Here is a 19145-nt window from a genome sequence, read left to right as displayed (position 1 = left end):
GCCAGAAGAATCTTCTGGCCCAGCCCACCCTGCGCTTCCTTGCTGACTACCAGCGGTACCAGCGGCCGCGGCGGCCTCCGCTGGCCGGGGATCGCATCACGAACCCGAGCAGCCACACCACGAGAACGACGACCGCAATCAACCAAAGGGCCTTCAGAGCGAAGCCGGCGCCGAAAAGAAGGAGCGCGAGAAGCAGAACGAGAAGCAGGGGAACCATGATTATCAACCTCCGAAAAAGCATGTGCCCTGGCTTCGAGCAGACATACGTGTGGGTTTCCGGGTTTACCCCTCCCGCGGCGCGGTATAAGGTGCGCCGCCGCGGTTCTTCGGATCGCCCGGCCCCGGCACTGTGCCGGTTCGCGGCACCTGCGGGCACAGTCGGTTCGCTTCGGCGGTGCTGGACCCGCGGGTGGCCTTTCTCGATCGGCAAGGAGGAGCCGTGACCAGCACACACATCGACTCGGAAGGGCCCGAAGTGACAGCCGCGCCGTCCTCGTCGCCGACGGAGCGCAAGCAGCGGATGCGTCGTCGTCTGGAGCGGCTGATCGGCATCGCCGCAACGGAAGGCAACTCCCTGCTGCCGCTGCGCAATGGGGATGAGATCTTCGCTGCGATGCTGGAGAGCATCCGCAACGCCGAACACACCGTGGACATGATGACGTTCGTGTACTGGCGTGGCGAAATAGCCCGCCAGTTCGCAGAGGCGCTGGCTGACCGGGCCGGCAAGGGCGTGCGCGTGCGGCTGCTGCTGGACGGTTTCGGCAGTCGGCAGATCGAAAACGATTTGCTGGAGATGATGGACCGGGCCGGGGTCGAGGTGGCCTGGTTCCGAAAGCCCCTTTACCTCACCCCGCTCAAACAGAATCACCGCTGCCATCGCAAGGTGTTGGTGGTGGACGAGGAGACGGCGTTCACCGGCGGGGTGGGCATCGCTGAGGAATGGTGCGGGGACGCCCGGAACGAGCACGAATGGCGCGACACCCACGTTCAGGTACGCGGACCCGCGGTGGACGGCATCGCCGCCGCCTTCGCACAGAACTGGGCCGAATGCCACGACACCCTCTTCGACGCGCGCGACCGCTTCGGCCCCCACACGCCGCAAGGCGATGCCGTGGTCCAGGTCGTCCGCGGCTCGGCCAGCCTCGGCTGGCAGGACATGCAGACGCTGCTGCGCGTCATGATCGAATGTGCTCAGGACCAATTCCGTTTGGCCACGGCCTACTTCGCCCCCGATGAGTTCTTCATCGACCTGCTGTGCACGGCCGCCCGACGCGGTGTCGAGGTGGAGATCCTGCTGCCCGGCCCGCACACCGACAAGCGGGTGTGCCGACTGGCCGGCCAGCGCTTCTACGAGCAGCTGATCGACTGCGGGGTGCGCATCTTCGAGTATCAGCCGACGATGATGCACGCCAAAGTCATCACCGTCGACGGGGTCGCCGCCCTGATCGGCTCCACCAACTTCAACCGGCGCTCTCTGGACCACGACGAGGAAGTCATGTGCGCCGTCCTCGACGAGAACTTCGCCGCCACCCTCAATCGGCACTTCGACGACGACCTGAAGGTCAGTCAGCAGATCGAGCGGGGCCGCTGGAAGCGCCGCTCCGCCCCGCAGCGGCTGCGGGAGGCCGCCGTGGCCCCCATCCGTCGCTTCCTGTGAGGCACGGGCAGGGGCCTCACTACCCCGCCGTGCCCCCGAACCGTAGACCCGCGTTCTCGAGCCACCGCCCGCCGACACCGCCGCCAATCTCCCAGCGATCACACACCACGGCGCCCCCGTGGTCCGTCCTCCTTGAGGCGGACGGGCCACGGGGGCGCCGCGTGGCGTCAGGCCAGCCGAGACAGCCGCTGCGGCGCGCTCGTCAATGCCTGCCCCCTGACTCCCGCGTCAGCGGGCGCCGTCGGCCGCGCTGGGAGGACGAAAGCAGGCGGTGACCGCTTTGCCGTCGGGGCACAGGCGGGCTTCCCACTCGTCGGCCAGGGCGTCGACCAGGAACATGCCCCGCCCACCGGGACGGTCCTCGCTGGGAGCGCGTGGGGTGGGCAAGTCCGCGGAGGCGTCGTCGTGCACCGTGACGTGCAGGCATTGACCGTCCCAGGTCAACACCAGCCGGGCAGTGGAATGGGCGTGAATGTGGGCGTTGGTGACCAGTTCTGACACGGTCAGGAGCACATCGTCCACCGTCTGCGGGGCGCTGTGCGCCCAGCCGAGCGTCTCCAGATGCCCCCGCGCCCAGTCACGCGCCGCCTTCGGGCCGGTGTTCACGGGCAGCGAGCGCGCCCAGCCCACCGCCCGCAGTGACGATTCGTCCACGGTGCCCCTCCCTGTCGTTGGATCCGTTCCGTGGCTGTCGCAAGTACCCGCTGTGTGCGGGCTGACGCCGCCTGGCGCACTCCGGAGCGGAGCAACCGGCGTGCGCTATAGGCTGAGGGCCCGAAAAAAGCTTCCTGCTGCGTGTCAGGTGGAAGCCGGCCGACGGGGGCTGTCGGAGGGGTGAAGGAGACCGAGCGGGGACGCCCCGCATGCGGTGGGGATGGCCGGACGAGGTCAGGGAGGGCTGCGTTGGAGGTGAGCACTCTGCTGAGTCGTGCCGGAAAACGTACCTGTGGTGAGTTCAGCGCGCTCCCCCGTCCGGTCTGGGGGCAGGGTCTGTCCGCACTGACCCGGCATCAGGTGGGTGTGTCGTGCGTGGAGCTGTCTGACGCGACCTTGGTCGATGCGGTGGGTGTGACCGCGCTGTCGGTCCCGGCCATGAACCTGCCCGATGGGCGGATGGTGCTCGCACGGCCTCCCCGCCACCTGCTCACGGTGGAGCCCATGCTCGGCCCCGGCCTGAACAGGATCGAGGTGGCACCGCGATGAGTCCGGTGAATGCCGACGACGTGTTCGAGCACCCTGCCCTGTTCTACCGCACCGAGCAGGAGTACACGCATCAGACGGTGTCGTTCCTGAGGAAAGGGCTGGCGAACAGCGAGCCGGTCGCCGTCGCCGTACCCGGCCCCAACCTGGAACTGATCAGGACAGGGCTGGGCGCGGACGCCGAGGACGTCCTGCTCCTGGACATGACCGAGGTCGGCCGCAACCCCGGGCGGATCATCCCCAAGGTGCTGCGCGCCTTCGCCGACGCGCACCCCGAGGGGCGGGTGCGGATCATCGGTGAGCCGATCTGGGCCGGGCGCAGCGCGGTGGAGTACCCGGCCTGCGCGCAGCACGAGGCAGTGATCAACGCCGCGTTCGACGGTCGGCCGGTGACAATCCTGTGCCCGTACGACGAGGTACGGCTGGAACCGGACGTGATCGCCGACGCGCGGATCACCCACCCCACCGTCATCAGCGGTGACGGCCGTGAGGAGATCAGCGAGGCCTACGACTGGGAAGCGGTCGTCGCCCGCTACAACCGGGCCCTACCGCCCGCACCGGACGCCGCAGTCTTCTCCTTCGGAGACGAGGAGCTTCCAGCAGTCCGCAAGTTTGGTGTCGCGCAGGCGGCTCGGCTGGGCCTGTCCGGGGTACGGCTGATGGATGCGGAGCTGGTCGTCGCGGAACTGACGACCAACAGCGTGCTCCACGGCGGCGGCCGGGGAACGCTGGCGGTCTGGGCCGACCACGGCCAGGTCGTGTTCGAGGTCCGCGACGCGGGACGGCTGATCGACCCCTTGGCCGGCTGCCGCCTGCCGGAGCCCGGACAGCCTGGTGGGCGGGGGTTGCTCTTGGTCCACAGCGTCGCCGACCTGGTGCGCCTGCACACCGACGGCCTGGGAACGACCGTCCGCGTCTACGTCAGCCCGTGACCCGTCTGGGGGCAGCCACGGGCCTTGCCGCCCGCACCCCCTGCCGCACGGTCGGTGAGCATCAGGAAAGCGATGCCGTACGGGCGGCGTGCCGCCGCGGAGGCGAGGGAGTCTCCCCTCTCGGGGTTGGTCGGTCGAACGCGCCTCGCGCGGCGCCGGAAAGACGGGGCGGTCACAATCGGCCACCCGGCATTCAGGCCGTTCGAAGGTCATCCCGTTCGAAAGTCTTGCCGTTCGCACCCTCGCCGCGTTCCCGCGGGACCCGGCGAACCTCATCGGACGGTGATGAACCTCATCGGGCAGTGACCGGCCATGGCCGGTCGCGTAGTGATCGAGCCATGCCCGGACGCGTTCCAGAAGAGACGGACCGGTGCGAATCGGGCGGCTTCGCCACCGGCGGCGTCCAGGCGCCGCCGCACCGGTGCACCGACACTCAGCCTCCCAAAGAGAAACCGTCTCAGGTACCCCTGTTCCGTGCGGGTATGCCGTTTCCGGCCAGTCGTTATTCTCGTGGTTCTCAGCTGGGCCGACGCTTTGTTCCGCGCCGGGAACGTGGGTTAATCTGCGGCGTGTTTTTCTCGTTGCGTACTGGCCGTGAACTGCGGAACTGCACGCACGACGGTCGGGCCACCGATCGGTTCAAAGCGGGTTCCGAGTTCTCGGTGACGAGGGCTCCTGGGGGAGCGGAACGAGGTTACGCATGACGAGCAACAGCGCCGGGGTCGTCGAGGTTTCTCCGGATGATCAGGAGCTGCGGCGGCTTCTGGCGGGCCTGACGGCCGTGCGGGACGGGGACTTCGGCACCCGTCTGCCGGTCGACGCCGACGGCCTGATGGGGGACATCGCCAAGGTCTTCAACGGCATGGTCGACCAGTTGTCGGTGTTCACGTCCGAGGTCACCCGGGTGGCCCGCGAGGTCGGCACCGAGGGGACGCTGGGCGGGCAGGCGGAGGTTCCGGGTGTTTCGGGCACGTGGGCCGACCTGACGGACTCGGTCAATGCCATGGCGGGCAACCTGACCACCCAGGTCCGTGACATCGCGCAGGTGGCCACGGCTGTGGCCAAGGGCGACCTGTCGCAGAAGATCGATGTGCCGGCGCGCGGCGAGATCCTGCAGCTGAAGGAGACCGTCAACACGATGGTCGACCAGCTGTCCGCGTTCGCCGACGAGGTCACCCGCGTCGCCCGTGAGGTCGGCAGCGAGGGGCGGCTCGGCGGACAGGCCCAGGTGCCTGGCGTGGCCGGGGTGTGGCGCGACCTGACGGACTCCGTGAACTTCATGGCGGGCAACCTCACCGGCCAGGTCCGCTCCATCGCCCAGGTGACCACGGCGGTGGCCAAGGGAGACCTCTCCCAGAAGATCACCGTCGACGCGCGCGGTGAGATCCTCGAACTCAAGAGCACCATCAACACGATGGTCGACCAGCTCTCCGCCTTCGCCGACGAGGTCACCCGCGTCGCCCGCGAGGTCGGCACCGAAGGACGCCTCGGCGGACAGGCCCAGGTGCGCGGTGTGTCGGGCACCTGGAAGGACCTCACCGACAACGTCAACGTCATGGCCTCCAACCTGACCGGCCAGGTCCGCTCGATCGCCCAGGTGGCCACCGCCGTGGCGCGGGGTGACCTGTCGCAGCGGATCACGGTCGAGGTGAAGGGCGAGGTCGCGGCGCTGGCGGATGTCATCAACACGATGGTCGACACGCTGTCGGCCTTCGCCGACGAGGTCACCCGTGTGGCGCGTGAGGTCGGCACCGAAGGACGCCTCGGCGGACAGGCGCACGTGCCGAACGTCGCGGGCACGTGGAAGGACCTCACCGACAACGTCAACTCGATGGCCAACAACCTCACCGGCCAGGTGCGCAACATCGCGCTGGTGACGACCGCGGTGGCCAGGGGTGACCTGTCGAAGAAGATCGACGTGGACGCCCGCGGCGAGATCCTCGAACTCAAGACGACGATCAACACGATGGTCGACCAGCTCTCCGCCTTCGCCGACGAGGTCACCCGCGTCGCCCGCGAGGTCGGCACCGAAGGACGCCTCGGCGGACAGGCCGAGGTGGAGGGCGTCTCCGGCACCTGGAAGCGCCTGACGGAGAACGTCAACGAGCTGGCCGGGAACCTCACCCGGCAGGTGCGCGCGATCGCCGAGGTCACCAGCGCCGTCGCGGAGGGCGACCTGACGCGCTCGATCAACGTCGAGGCTTCCGGCGAGGTCGCCGAACTCAAGGACAACATCAACTCGATGGTGGAGTCCCTGCGCGAGACCACCCGGGCCAACCAGGAGCAGGACTGGCTCAAGACCAATCTCGCCCGCATCTCGGGACTGATGCAGGGCCACCGTGACCTTCCCGTGGTCGCTGAACTGATCATGGACGAGCTGGTCCCCCTGGTGGCGGCCCAGTACGGCGCCTTCTACCTGGCCGAGGACGGCGACGACGGCCCCCGACTCCGGCTTGTCGGTTCCTACGGCTACCCGGAGGAGGACACCCGGCCCCGACGGATCCCCTTCGGCCGCACCCTGGTCGGTCAGGCCGCCCGCAGCCGACGCCCCATCACGGTGGACGACCTGCCGCCGGACTACGTGACCATCTCCTCCGGGCTCGGCCAGGTGGTACCGACCGCGCTGGTGCTGCTGCCCATTGTGGTCGAGGACCAGGTCCTCGGCGTCATCGAGTTGGCGTCTGTCACATCCTTCACACAGATCCAGCACGACTTCTTGGCACAGCTGATGGAGACCATCGGTGTCAACGTCAACACCATCGTGGCCAACGCCCGCACTGACGAGCTGCTGGCCGAGTCGCAGCGCCTGACGGCCGAACTCCAGGACCGATCGGCGGAGTTGCAGGTACAGCAGGAAGAACTGCAGCGCTCCAATGCCGACCTGGAGGAGAAGGCCTCGCTGCTGGCGGCACAGAACCGCGACATCGAGGCGAAGAACCTGCAGATCGAGCAGGCCCGGCAGGAACTGGAGACACGCGCCCAACAGCTGTCGCTGGCCTCGAAGTACAAGTCCGAGTTCCTGGCGAACATGAGCCACGAGCTGCGCACCCCGCTGAACAGCCTGCTCATCCTGGCCCAGTTGCTGGCCCAGAACCCGGCTCGTAACCTCACGGCGAAGCAGGTCGAGTACGCGCAGATCATCCACTCCGCCGGCTCGGACCTGCTCCAACTGATCAGCGACATCCTCGACCTGTCGAAGGTCGAGGCCGGGAAGATGGACGTCACGCCGGAGCGCGTGGCGTTGCGCCAGCTCATCGAGTACGTCGAGGCCACCTTCCGGCCCATGACGACGCAGAAGAGCCTGGACTTCACGGTGACGACCGCTCCCGGCGCACCCGCGGACCTGTTCACGGACGACTCGCGGCTGCGCCAGGTGCTGCGCAACCTCCTGTCCAACGCGGTGAAGTTCACCGAACAGGGCGGCGTGCAGCTGAGCGTCGAGCCGGCGCTGGACGACGAGGTGCCCGCGGGAGTCGTCCGGGGCGGCGCCGTGGTGGCCTTCCGGGTGACGGACACCGGCATCGGCATCCCTGAGCAGCACCTGGAGACGATCTTCGGCGCCTTCCAGCAGGCGGACGGCACGACGAGCCGCAAGTACGGCGGCACCGGTCTGGGGCTGTCCATCACCCGGGAGATCGCCCATCTTCTCGGGGGTGCCGTCACGGTGCACAGCACGCCCGGCCAGGGCAGTACGTTCACGCTCTTCCTGCCCGTGGCCCGTCCCGACTTCGAGGAAGTGATCGAGCAGGGCAGACCTCTGGAGGAGCTCCCGTCCGAGCCCCTTCCGGAGGGGCTGTCACGCCCGGTGCCGGTGCCCCGGGCCGGGTCGCGGCCCCGGCGCCTGCTCGTCGTGGAGGAGCGGCCGCGCGGTCTGCTGACCCTCGTCGCGGAGAGTGTGGTCGCCGATCTCACGCACGGCCATGAAGACGGTGGACAGCGACCCGCCGTCGACATCATCACCGCCGTCGGGGCGCATGAGGCGGCGGGCGCGCTCGCCGCGGAACCGTGCCACTGCGTCGTCCTGGAACTGGGCACGCAGGACGGTGAGGCCTCCCGCTTCCTCGAGGCGCTGGGGGGTGACTCGGCGCTGGCGAGTGTTCCCGTGCTGGTGCACAGCGGTCATCGCACGGACCTGGTCCTGGAAGAGACACTGCGGTCCCGCTCGGCGGGCAGCGCACTGGAATTCCTGTCCAGTCTCGACGAGCTGCGCGAGCGCATCGTCCTGCACCTGTCCGCCGAGGAGCCGGGGGACGTTTTGTCGCTGGTCCGGCCCGAGGAATCGCGGCCCGTGCCGCCGCAGCCGGTCGACGGCTCCCCGGCGGGGGACCGCACGGTCCTCGTCGTCGACGACGACGCACGCAACCTCTTCGCGCTCAGCGGGATTCTGGAGCTGCACGGCTTCCGGGTGCTGCACGCCGAGAACGGGCGCCAGTGCATCGAGTCGCTGGTGAACAACCCAGACGTCGCGCTCGTGTTGATGGACGTGATGATGCCGGAGATGGACGGCTACACCGCGACGGCCGAGATCCGCCGGATGCCGCAGTACGCGGAGCTGCCGATCATCGCCGTCACCGCCAAGGCGATGCCCGGGGACCGGGAGAAGAGCCTCGCCTCGGGCGCCAGCGACTACGTCACCAAGCCCGTCGACACACGCGACCTCATCGCCTGCGTCCGGCGCTGGCTGCCCGTATGAGCACGTCGGCGCCCCGCCCGCACCCCGGCGGGCCGGGCGCCCCGCAGCGCCTGCCGTTCCGCGCCCCAGGGCGCTTCAGCCGAGGAGCTTTCACACCGTGAGCCAGTCCGAGCATCCGGGCGAACCGGATCAGGGCGGTGCGCCGAAGCTCGAAGCCGGCGCTCCCCCGGCGTCCTCCGGCCTGTCGGTGCCCTCCGCGGGCGAACTGTCCACGAGGCCTGTCGGAGGGCTGCCCGCGGGCCCGGTTGACGAGCTGTCCACAGGGGCCACTGGCGAGCTGCCCACGGACCCAGTTGACGAGCTGCCCACGGTTCCCGTCGGCGTCCCCTCCGCGTCGCCGGTGGGCCGACTGGCGGCCACCGTGGAGCGGCTCAGCCGAGAGGTGCGGGCAGCCCAGGCGGAAGCCGAGGGACGCGCCCTGATCGAACTCGCCAAGGGCATCCTGGTCGAGCGGCTGACGTGCGGGCCCGCCCAGGCCGCCCGGCAGCTCGCCGAGCTGGCCGAGCAGGCCCAGCTCACCCCCCTCGAACTCGCGGTCGACATCATCAATCAGGCCGCCCGGGACCGGATGTCCGAGGTGACGGACGCGTTCCTCGCCGCCACCCGTGCCGCGGACGAGGCCAAGGACGAGTCGGCCGCCGTACGACTGCGCGCGGCGGAGAGCGGCGCGCTGGCCGCGGACGACACCCAGGCGGTCGCCGAAGCCCTGCTGGAGCAGGCGCTGCGTCCTCTCGGCGCGGTGGCTGTGGCCGTCTGGGCCGTGGGTTCCGACGGTTCGCTCACCCTGGCGGGCAGCGCCGGGTTCTCTCCGGCGGAGGCGGCGCGCTGGCGGTATGTCCCGCCGGACGTGGTCACGGTGGCGCGACGGGGCCTCACCGAGCGCAGGGGGCAGTGGATCCCCTCCCTCGCGGGAGCGGGACTTCCCAGCATCGGTGTGCACCACCATCCGCACGGAGGCCGAGCCGCCCTGCCCGCCGGCACGGGAGGGCGCATCTACGGCGTGCTGGAGATCGCCTGGCCCACTCCCGTGGAGCCTCAGCCTCCGCAGATCGTCCGCCAGGTGGAGGCCCTGGCGGAGCTGTGCGGCCACACGCTGGAGACGCACCCGCTCCTGCACGGTCCCACCCACGAACCGCGCGTCCTGCCGGACGCCGCGGAGCTGATGGACCTGGCCGACGGCCTGCACGATCCCGCGCTGGTCCTGGTGCCGCACCTCGACGACGCCGGGAACCTCGAGGACTTCCGCATCCAGCACGTCAACAACCGCTTCCTGGATCCGGCCGGCCGGCCGCGTGCGGTCGTCAACGGCGCGCTCCTGCTGGAGGCCTACCCGATGGCCGCAGGGGACAGTGAGCTGTTCCAGCGCGTCGAGCGGGTCTACGCCACCGGAGAACCCTTCCGCGCCCGCCGGATGAACCTCACCGCTCTCGTCGACCAGGTCCCCCTCTCGGCAGTCGCGGACATCAGTATCAGCCGGCACGGCACCACCGTCCTGCTCATCTGGCGCATCGAGGACGAGACGGCGCGCCTGGCAAGTCTTCTGCAGCACGCCCAACGCCTCGGCCGTATCGGCGGCTTCGAGGAGAACGTGCTGACCGGCGAGATCACCTGGAACGGCCAGCTGTTCGACCTCTACGGGCGCCCTCAGTCGAGCACCCCGGTGCCCCTGGAGAACCTGTCGGCCCACGCGCATCCGGACGACGGCGTCTCCATCCGCCGTTTCCTGCGCACGCTGCTGCACCACCGTCGGCCGGCCGCCGCCGCCTTCCGGCTCCAGCGACCTGACGGAGTGACCCGCCACATCCGGGTCGTCGCCGAGCCGGTGCTCGACACCGACGGCCGCCTGCTCCTGGTACGCGGCGCCTACCAGGACATCTCCGCCCAGCACTGGACCGAGGTGGCGCTCGCCGCCACCCGCGACCAGCTGGCACACACCGAGCAGCAGGCCACCGAGCGCAACCGGCTCACCCTCCAGCTGCAGCACGCCATCATGCCTCCCGCCCAGGCACCGCTGGAGGTCCCCGGCCTCCAGATGGCCGTCCGCTACCGGCCCGCGGAGACCGAGCACCTGGTGGGCGGCGACTGGTACGACACCGTCGTGCTGCCCTCCGGGCAGGTTCTGCTGTGCGTGGGAGACGTGGCCGGCCACGGCATAGAGGCCGCGACCAGCATGGTGGTCCTGCGCAACGCCCTGCGTGGCCTGGCGGTCACCGGCGCCGGGCCGGGCCAGCTGCTGTCATGGCTCAACATCGTGGCCCACCACCTCACGGGGGCCGTCACCGCCACCGCGGTATGCGGTCTGTACGACCCAGCCCTGAGGACGTTCCGCTGGGCCAGAGCGGGCCACCTGCCGCCCGTGCTCGTCCAGGGCAATGAGGCGGCTGCCCTGCCTCTGCTGCAGGGGATGCTGCTCGGAGCGCTCCCCGAGGTCGTGTACGAGGAGGCCGAGATCCAACTGGCCCCGGGCAACACCCTGTTGATGTACACGGACGGCCTGATCGAACGCCGCGACCGGTCCGTGGAGGAGTCCCTGATCCACCTGCTGACCACCGCCCGCACGGCACCCAGCACACTCGACCAGCAACTGGACCGCCTGCTCACCTACAGCAACTCGGACACCGACGACGACACGTGCATCGTGGGCATCCGGCTCGGATAAGGGCTTCGTGGCGGTGCGTGGCTGCGGCGCCGTGCATGACCGTGACCTCAGCGCAGTTCGCCACGGGCCTCGCCGCCGCATCCCTCCCGCGTTGCCGGCCTCGATGCAGCGCCTTCGAGCAACTCACACCCTGCGACGCCTCATGGGCCGCTGCCGCAGCCCGCGGCAGCCGACCAAGGTCCCGCCCTCCCGCGTCGGCCCTTCACCTCGCCAGGCTCAGCTCTTGTCGACCGCCGAGATCTGGGCGGTGGCCCGTTCGAAGGAGACCGCAACGAGTCGGTCGCTGAAGGAGTCAGCGGAGTCAACGTCCGCCACCTTCGCGCGGTATGCCCGGATCGCTGGGTCGGCGAGGGTGACGACCAGCACGGGGCAGTCCTCGACGTCGTTGGTGTTTTCAGGCAAACATTTGTTGAGGCTGAGCAAGCTGTGTCCAGGACAGACGGCCTTGGCGGGCAGATCGACATCCAGCAGCAACTCCCTGCCGGGATCGACACGGAAGCTGCCGGTCTCCGGGACTTTCACCGGCTTGCCCATGAAGCCGCCGTCGACGACAGTCGCGGTAAGCCCGCGGGCGGAGGCCCGGCGGCCCTCGCCGTGCGGTCCGTAAAAGTCGAGCGTGACCTTCCCCTTGGCCACCGGTGCGTCGAGGTACAGGGGTCGGTCACCTGACCGGATGGCCACGTGGACAGTGAACCGCGCCTGGCCCGGCGTCTTCGACCCCGGATCGTAAAAGCCCCAGCTGCTGAGCAGCAGTCGCGGAACCTGCCCCCGCTCCCCCTCGCCCCGTGCTACAGGCCGCGGCCCATCGTCCACTCCGCACTTCGACAGCTGCGCCGTACCGCCGCCTGCAAGCGGACGGTCCTGCAACGGCCCGGCAGAGAGCCGCCCTTCCCTGAAAGTGCGCCGATCGGATGTCGTCGCGGAGTACGCCAGTACCAACACGCCCGCAACAAGCACAGCAAGGATCAACTTGGAACGCCCGGACATGCGGAACACTCAGCCACGCCCCCGCACTCGGCCACCCCTCGCGGCCGTGCCCTCAGGTCGGCCGCGGCGGGGAATCAAGCCCACAACACTCATGATTCCATCAGCGTGCCTGCCACGAAGAACATCACAGCTCCGGCCCTGAACACCGTCACATGCTGGGGTCGAGCCGATCAGCCCTACCTCCATCGGATCCCGGTTGCGCAACCGGCGAGCTTGACATACGGGCTTCCACTTCCCTCAAGCTGTGCCAAGGGGTCGTAGCAGACCCGGGGGAGGCGACATGTCGAAGGTCAAAGTCACCGCGTCGGGGCTCGTCGGTGCATGGGCGCTGTCGTGCGTCGCTGCCGCCCCGATCTCGTACTGGTGGGGGCGAGAAGCCTCGGACTGGGAGCCGCCTCCTCCTGGACTGATCCAGGGCGCTGAAACGAACGAGATGCTCACCGTCCTCCCGTACGCGCTCGCTCGCTTCGGCTTGCTGATGCTGCTGGTGACCGGGCTCCTGGTGGCCACCGCCTACTGGCGCAGGGAGCCCGAGCGCCGACGTCAGTAACCCGCTTCTTCGACCTGTCACCGAGCCCAGTCGCCATGCGAGGCGTGCACCGCCTGGTCTGTGCGCTGTCTGCTGTGGGAACGCCGCGCCCTACTGAGCCGGTAGCGGATCACCAGGGCCGTCAGGAGCAGGACCGTGAAGACCATGGCGATCACGGCCGGACCCGCGGCGTCCAGAACATCTGCGGCGGCGCGCTGTGCCTTGCCCGCAGTCTCTACGACGGGGTCCGCGGTGGGATTGCGCTGGGCCCGGATTTCGTACCAGCCGTAGTAGGCGACGTAAGCGCCTACCAGCAGGAGCAGACCGCCGCCTAGGCGGGGCGCGAGGGCACCCAGGCGGCGCAGAGGGGTTACGGCCGTGGTCCGGGCGAGGGCAATGGCCAGGGATGCGGCGCCGACGATCAGCCCCATGCCCGCGGCGTAGGCGGCGAACAGGGCGATCCCCTCGCCGGTCGAGCCGCCGCGGAAGGCGGAGACGACGATGGCGAGGAAGGGCGCGACGGTACAACCCAGGGACGCCGTGGCGTAGGCCATCCCGAAAAGGGCCATCGTGGGCAGGGAACGGGTCACCTGGGGCGCGCGGCGGACTTTCGGGCCGAGGTTGGGCAGGCTCCGGCCCGTCAGGAGCCAGACACCAGCGGCTGCGATGAGCAGGCCGAAGCCGATGGTGAACCAGGGCAGGTGCTGTTGGACCTGTCCCGCGACCGGCTGGACGGCCAGACCGAAGGTCCCGAACAGGACGACGAATCCGGCGGTCATCGCGACCGTGGCGGTCAGAGCCCGGCCGACCGCGACCGTCCGGCTGGGCGAGTCGTCGCCGAGGACGAGCAGCGAGAGGTAAGCGGGCAGCAGGGCGAAACCGCAGGGGTTGACGGCGGCGAGCATTCCGGCGCCGAGCGCGAGTGCGAGGGGCAGGTCGGCCATGGTCGGTTCACCCGGTGAGGGCGGCGACCTTCGCCGCCAGACCCTCGCCGCCGGGCAGGACTCCCTCGTAGACGGCCTTCCCCGCCTCGTCGAGGATCACGTAGTGGCTCTGCTCGGTGACCCCGAACCGCTTCCACACCTCGCCGTTCTCGTCGGACAGGTGGGGGAAGGAGCCCGTGCCCGTGTCGGAGACGAAGTCGCGCATGGCCGCGGGGGTGTCCAGGCCCGCGACGCCCACCACGTTCGCTTTGCCCTCGAAGTCGGCTGCGACCTTGCTGGTCTCGGCAGCCTGTCCCTTGCACGTGGGGCACCACGGTGCCCAGAACCACAGCACGGCAGGCTTGCCCCTCAGGCTGCTCGCGTCGAACGGCTTCTCGTCGAGGGTGGTCGCGGTGAAGTTCAGCGTCTCAGGCACCTTCGTTCCGCCGGAAGACGAGGCCGTTGCCGGGGAGGCGTCCGCGACGTCGGCGGAGTCGGAGCCGCTGTTGGATCCGCATCCGGTGACGGCGAGCACGACGGCGGCGAGAACGGCCGGCAGGTGGACGCGGGTGCGCATGGTAAGTCTCCTGGGTAGTCGCGAGCGGTGTGAGGTTAGCGCCGCCGGAGGAGGCGAACAGCGGTTCAGGACCTTACGGTTCGATGACGTGCGCCCGCGCACACGACGTCGCCGTCCGCCGGTTGGTCGGTCGGTCCTCAACGCTCGTTGGAGGTGCGAGTGGCCGAGCCTGTCCGAGTTCACCGACGGGCCGACCAGGGGGCCTGCTCCGTTCGTCTGCCTGGTCAGACACTCATGCCGTAGCCCAGTTCCTCAGCCCCGATGTGCCAGAAGGAGTTCTCGTCCGCGACGGCCTCGGCATCAAGCATCTCGAATCGCTCCAGCAGCGCTTCAGTGAGCGCGTCGGCAGCCTGCTCGGCCAGGTCCACGCTCTCGTCCTCGCTCAGGCCGTCACCGGGCCCTTCGTATGCAGCAGCCTCAGCAGCGGCCTCCTCATAAGCACGGTTGAAGGCAACAAACGCCGCAACGCCGGAGTTCACCAACCGAGGAGCACCGCCCTCCGGCAGAAACCACAGCGAGTCGTCATTACGCCGTAGGGCGAGCGCGCTCAGCCCTGCGTCGACCGCGATCAGGGCATACCGCGCACCGTCAACCGTGCGTTCCACAAAAGGGGAGTCCTGCCACACTCCGGGGTATGGGCAGCGCACACATCCGGCCAAGAGCGCGGCGACTTCAGCGTCGTTCATGCCGGGAACATAGCCCGCCCAGCCGACGCTTCGCCAAGCCGGTGAGCAGGCCCGGGGGTCTGATCGGCGCTTGCGGGGCGGGTGACTTCGCCGAGCGCAGGTTCTTTGGCTGGCGCTCCCGCCGGCGCCCGTCCGACACCCGCTACGGCCACGCCTGGTTCTGACCTGTGTCCCACATCACACGCGACTCCTGTCAGTAAACAGGGCGCTGCTCCGCTCAAACCTTCGAGGGAGCGAGCGAACAGACAGGAGTGACACATGAAGCATCGCATCGTCGTTCTCGGTGCCGGTTACGCGGGAGCCTACGTGGCCGGGAACCTCACCCGCAGGCTGTCCCCGGCTGACACCGAGATCACCGTGGTCAACGCCGTCCCGGACTTTGTCCAGCGCATGCGGCTGCACCAGTTGGCGGCCGGTCGGAATGTCGCGGCTCCGAAGCTCGCCGAGGTGTTCGCGGGAACGGCGATACGGCTACGTCTGGCCCGTGTCACCACCGTCGACCCCGAGCACCAGGTCGTCGCCGTGGCCGCCGCAGACGGCGGCGCCGAACTCGGCTACGACACGCTGGTCTACGCGCTCGGCAGCCACGGCGACGACCGTGGCGTTCCCGGGGCGGCCCAAAACGCCTTCGACGTCGCGGCCCGGCCCTCGGCACTACGTCTGCGCGAACGCCTGGACGGTCTGGGTCAACGGGGCGAGGCCAAGAAGGTGGTGGTCGTCGGCGACGGGTTGACCGGCATCGAGACAGCCACCGAACTCGCCGAATCCCGGCCCGGGTTGTCCGTGACGCTCATCGCCCGCGGCGAGCTGGGCCGCCGGCTCTCCCCGGGAGCCCGGGACCACCTGCGCCAGGCCTGCGACCGGCTGGGCGTCACCGTCCTGGAGCACACCGTCGTCGAGGCCGTGGAAGCGACGCGGGTGCTGTGCGCCGACGGTACCGCCCTGGCGTCCGACGCGACCGTGTGGACGGCCGGATTCACGGTCGACCCCCTCGCGGCCACCAGCGGGCTGGAGGTCACCGAGCACGGCCGGATCGTTGTCGACCGCACTATGCGTTCGGTCTCGCACCCGAACGTCCACGCCATCGGCGACAGCGCCTTCGCCATCGGCGACCACGGGCGGCCGCTGCCGATGTCCTGCGCTTCGGCCGGATACACCGGCCGGCAGGCCATCGAGACGATCGTGGGACATCTGACCGGCCGCAAGAGCGCCAACACCAAGCTCGTCCACACGTACAACCACATCAGCCTCGGACGGCGGGACGGGCTCCTCCAGCCGGTCGACGACGAAGGACAGGCGAAGTCGCGGTACTTGGGCGGCCGAACGGCCGCGCGGATCAAAGCGAGCATCCTCACGACCTCGCTCTGGGCCACCTCACACCCGACGTTCGGCCTGCCCAAGCGCAGGCGCCGCCTGGACAACGCACAGGTAGTCGCGAACAGGACAGCTGCCGCGTAGCCGATATCAGGATGATCCACATGGACAGCAGCGCAACCGACCTCTTCGACGTCGGCCGGTTCGAGGCCAGCCGCAACCGGCTGGCCTCCCTGGCGTACCGGCTGCTCGGCTCCGCGACCGAGGCCGAGGACGCCGTGCAGGAAGCGTTCCTTCATTGGCAGGCCGCGGACCGGCAGTTGATCCAGGTGCCGGAGGCATGGCTGACCAAAGTCGTCACCAACCTGTGCCTGGACCAGCTCCGTTCGGCACGGGCCCGGCGCGAGCGGGCCGTCGGTGTCTGGCTGCCCGAGCCGCTCCTGGACGGCGACTCTGTGCTCGGCCCGGCCGACACCTTCGAGCAGCGCGAATCGGTCTCCCTGGCCGTGCTGACCCTCATGGAGCGCCTGTCACCCGCCGAGCGGGCCGTCTACGTCCTGCGCGAGGCCTTCTCCTACAGCCACGCGGAGATCGCCGAGATCCTCGACGTCACCGAGCCCGCGAGCCAGCAGCACCTGCATCGGGCGCGGCGACGCGTCACCGCCGCACGCCGCGGCGGCGAAGTCGACCCGGAAGCCGCCCGCGGGATCGTCGAGGAATTTCTGGCCGCCGCCTCCTCAGGGCGCACCGAACGGCTGGTGGCGCTGCTCGCCGACGACGCGACCGCGATCTCCGACGGCGCCGGCCTGGCTGAGAGGCTGCTGCGGTACGACACTCCGCGGCACATCGCGGCCGTCGTACGCGCCGGATTCAAACCCACGTCCGCGAAACGGCGGTTCGCCGGCGGCACGCCCGCCGTGCACTACGCGCGCGTCAACGGCGCACCCGCCCTCCTCTTCGTCGTCGGCGACCAGGCCGTCGGCGCGGTGACGTTCGACATCGCCGACGGAAGGATCACGACCGTACGCGGCATCGCCGCCCCCACCCGCATCGCCCGCCTCGGCGCGGCCTGGCGGCAGCATGCCAACGGCACTCCTCTCATCGCCCAGTGGTGATGGCCGGTTCGGGTTGGACCGGCCGGAGGGGTGTGCCTCGCATGCCACTCATCAATCCTTGTGAGAGACGCGGGCCACGAGCAGTGCCACGAGCACCGCCCACGGGACCTGCGCCAGGCCCACGGCGCCCCAGCACAGGGCACCCAGGACAACGGCCACGACGAGAAACGTGGACATCGCCCGTCGGTCGACGAGGAACGCCCATTCCTTGCGGGCACTGCCCCGGTGCCGCGTCTCACGGACGGCCGTACGCGCGCCCAGAAGGGCGCACACGACGGCGACGCCGAGCGCTGAGGAGGCGGTCTCGGGAGTCACTGCGAGGCGCGCTGGTAGATGTCGGGGATGCCGTCGGCGTTGTCGTCGCGTTCCTCTTCCTCGTACAGGCGTTTGTAGACGCGGTTGCGGCGGCGCAGGAGGACGGCGGCGAGGATCGCGGCGGTCAGGGAGCCGAGCAGCACGGCGGCCTTGACGTGTTCGATGTCGGCCGGGTCGGCGAAAGAGAGTTCACCGATCAGCAGGGCCACGGTGAAGCCGATGCCGGCGAGGACGGCGAGGCCGAGGACGTCGGCCCAGGCGAGATCCGGGTTGAGTCTGGCGCGGGTGAAGCGGGCGGCCAGGTAAGTGCCCAGAAAGACGCCGAGGATCTTTCCGACGACCAGGCCGACGTAGACCGCGAGCGGCTCGGGGTCGGTGAAGACGCGGGTGAGGGCGTCCCCGGAGACGCTGACGCCGGCGGCGAAGAGGGCGAAGAGGGGGACCGCGACGCCGGCCGAGAAGGGGTGCACCAGGTGGGAGACGCGCGCTCCGGGCGAGCGGTCCTCGTCCTTGTCCCGGGTGGTGCGCAGGATCAGGCCCATGGCGACACCGGCGACGGTCGCGTGCACGCCGGAGTTGTACATCAGCGCCCAGACGGCGCCCCCGAGGGGGGCGTAGTACCACCAGCCGCGCACTCGCAAGCGCTGCAGAACATAGAAGACGACGAGACCGGCGAAGGCGCCGCTCAGGGCGAGGAAGTCGAGGTCGGCGGTGAAGAAGACCGCGATGATCAGGATGGCGCCCAGGTCGTCGACGACGGCGAGGGTGAGCAGGAACGCGCGAAGCGCGGAGGGCAGATGGGTGCTGATGACGGCGAGGACCGCGAGGGCGAAGGCGATGTCGGTGGCCATCGGCACGGCCCAGCCATCGAGGCTACCGCCGCCCGTCGCGGCCGTGAGCGCGTAAAGGGCGGCCGGGACGGCCATGCCGCAGGCGGCGGCGATGACGGGGAGGGCGGCGGTCGCCGGGGTGCGCAGCTCGCCCAGGACGAGTTCGCGCTTCAGCTCGATGCCCGCCACGAGGAAGAAGACGGCGAGGAGGCCGTCGGCCGTCCAGTGCCCGACGGACAGGTCGAGCCCGAGGGCCGCAATACCGAAGTGGAAGTCGCGTATCTGCTCGTAGGCCCCGCTCCAGGGGCTGTTGGCCCACACCAGAGCGGTCACGGCCGCCGCGAGCAGGACCAGTCCGCCCACGGTCTCGGTGCGCAGGGCTTCGGCGACCGCTTGGCGCTCCGGCCAGGGAAGGACACCGAGCAGCGTCTTTCGCGGGCGTGCCTCGGTCATGGGAAAGGGCCTCCGGGGCTGTCGACAAATGGGCGCACAGGCCCTCGGACGCCGACCAGACTTCCCGGCACACCAGCATCGTCTTGATGCGTTGTTTACACCCTATCGGGTGACGCGGGGGTCTCACCAGGCGTCTCTGACGCGTAAATAGGTGCAGGTCAGGGTGGTGGTAGGCATGTCTGGGTGCCCGGTGACCGTGGTGGTCGCCGGGTGTCCGGGTTCTTGTGTCAGGCTGCGTCCTCGATCGGGTTGAGGGTGACGGTGTAGCCGAGCTG

At 69.6% G+C, this 19145-nt stretch carries 16 protein-coding genes; 8 read left to right on the top strand and 8 right to left on the bottom strand.

Features of this window, described 5'->3' with window-relative positions:
• Positions 1–46: 46 nt before the first annotated feature.
• A complete protein-coding gene (locus ACWDRW_RS39165) occupies positions 47–217 on the bottom strand; it encodes a hydrophobic protein (RefSeq protein ID WP_451733023.1) in 171 nt (56 codons plus the stop codon).
• A 303-nt stretch (positions 218–520) separates the two neighbouring features.
• Between ACWDRW_RS39165 and ACWDRW_RS39160 the strand changes: the two genes are divergently transcribed.
• On the top strand, positions 521–1657 hold the full coding sequence (locus tag ACWDRW_RS39160) for a phospholipase D-like domain-containing protein (protein ID WP_451733028.1): 1137 nt from the start codon (positions 521–523) through the stop codon (positions 1655–1657).
• A gap of 228 nt (positions 1658–1885) precedes the next feature.
• Here the strand turns inward: ACWDRW_RS39160 and ACWDRW_RS39155 are convergent, their stop codons facing one another.
• Positions 1886–2311, bottom strand: coding sequence for an ATP-binding protein (locus ACWDRW_RS39155; RefSeq protein WP_451733021.1), 426 nt, complete (start codon positions 2309–2311; stop codon positions 1886–1888).
• Between the two features lie 255 nt (positions 2312–2566).
• On the opposite strand from ACWDRW_RS39155, the gene ACWDRW_RS39150 reads away from it, so the two are divergent.
• From ACWDRW_RS39150 to ACWDRW_RS39135, 4 genes are all read left to right on the top strand, one after another.
• Positions 2567–2860: a hypothetical protein gene (locus ACWDRW_RS39150; protein WP_451733019.1), complete on the top strand. Its 294-nt coding sequence runs from the start codon at positions 2567–2569 to the stop codon at positions 2858–2860.
• The gene (locus tag ACWDRW_RS39145; protein ID WP_451733016.1) at positions 2857–3789 is read left to right on the top strand and encodes an anti-sigma factor RsbA family regulatory protein; all 933 of its coding nucleotides are present in this window, start codon (positions 2857–2859) and stop codon (positions 3787–3789) included. The genes ACWDRW_RS39150 and ACWDRW_RS39145 overlap by 4 nt, the downstream gene beginning before the upstream one ends.
• 700 nt (positions 3790–4489) lie before the next feature.
• The gene (locus ACWDRW_RS39140; protein ID WP_451733013.1) at positions 4490–8482 is read left to right on the top strand and encodes a HAMP domain-containing protein; all 3993 of its coding nucleotides are present in this window, start codon (positions 4490–4492) and stop codon (positions 8480–8482) included.
• Positions 8483–8759: 277 nt separating this feature from the next.
• Positions 8760–11141: a SpoIIE family protein phosphatase gene (locus ACWDRW_RS39135; protein WP_451733026.1), complete on the top strand. Its 2382-nt coding sequence runs from the start codon at positions 8760–8762 to the stop codon at positions 11139–11141.
• Positions 11142–11357: 216 nt separating this feature from the next.
• On the opposite strand, the gene ACWDRW_RS39130 is transcribed toward ACWDRW_RS39135, so the two are convergent.
• Positions 11358–12128, bottom strand: a complete 771-nt coding sequence (locus tag ACWDRW_RS39130; protein ID WP_451733010.1) for a hypothetical protein — start codon at positions 12126–12128, stop codon at positions 11358–11360.
• 280 nt (positions 12129–12408) lie between these two features.
• Between ACWDRW_RS39130 and ACWDRW_RS39125 the strand changes: the two genes are divergently transcribed.
• Positions 12409–12678, top strand: coding sequence for a hypothetical protein (locus tag ACWDRW_RS39125; RefSeq protein WP_451733007.1), 270 nt, complete (start codon positions 12409–12411; stop codon positions 12676–12678).
• A gap of 17 nt (positions 12679–12695) precedes the next feature.
• Here ACWDRW_RS39125 and ACWDRW_RS39120 read toward each other — a convergent pair whose 3' ends face one another.
• The 3 genes from ACWDRW_RS39120 to ACWDRW_RS39110 form a co-directional block, all read right to left on the bottom strand.
• The gene (locus ACWDRW_RS39120; RefSeq protein WP_451733005.1) at positions 12696–13601 is read right to left on the bottom strand and encodes a cytochrome c biogenesis CcdA family protein; all 906 of its coding nucleotides are present in this window, start codon (positions 13599–13601) and stop codon (positions 12696–12698) included.
• A gap of 7 nt (positions 13602–13608) precedes the next feature.
• Entirely contained in the window at positions 13609–14157 is a 549-nt protein-coding gene (locus ACWDRW_RS39115) for a peroxiredoxin family protein (protein WP_451733003.1), read from the bottom strand.
• A 224-nt stretch (positions 14158–14381) separates the two neighbouring features.
• Positions 14382–14843, bottom strand: coding sequence for an SUKH-4 family immunity protein (locus tag ACWDRW_RS39110; protein WP_451733000.1), 462 nt, complete (start codon positions 14841–14843; stop codon positions 14382–14384).
• Between the two features lie 258 nt (positions 14844–15101).
• Here ACWDRW_RS39110 and ACWDRW_RS39105 point away from each other — a divergent pair, with 258 nt between their 5' ends.
• Entirely contained in the window at positions 15102–16301 is a 1200-nt protein-coding gene (locus ACWDRW_RS39105; protein WP_451732997.1) for an NAD(P)/FAD-dependent oxidoreductase, read from the top strand.
• Positions 16302–16321: 20 nt separating this feature from the next.
• On the top strand, positions 16322–17272 hold the full coding sequence (locus ACWDRW_RS39100) for a sigma-70 family RNA polymerase sigma factor (protein ID WP_451732994.1): 951 nt from the start codon (positions 16322–16324) through the stop codon (positions 17270–17272).
• 51 nt (positions 17273–17323) lie between these two features.
• On the opposite strand, the gene ACWDRW_RS39095 is transcribed toward ACWDRW_RS39100, so the two are convergent.
• Positions 17324–17587 carry a hypothetical protein gene (locus ACWDRW_RS39095; protein WP_451732992.1) on the bottom strand — a complete coding sequence of 88 codons (264 nt, stop codon included), beginning with the start codon at positions 17585–17587 and terminating at the stop codon, positions 17324–17326.
• Positions 17584–18870: a Na+/H+ antiporter NhaA gene (nhaA, locus tag ACWDRW_RS39090; RefSeq protein WP_451732989.1), complete on the bottom strand. Its 1287-nt coding sequence runs from the start codon at positions 18868–18870 to the stop codon at positions 17584–17586. Before nhaA ends, ACWDRW_RS39095 begins: the two co-directional genes overlap by 4 nt.
• Positions 18871–19145 lie beyond the last annotated feature (275 nt).

Source organism: Streptomyces sp. NPDC003635 (assembly GCF_053587635.1).
The sequence above is the reverse complement of the archived record's forward strand: the minus strand, read 5'-3'. Positions and strand labels throughout refer to the sequence as shown.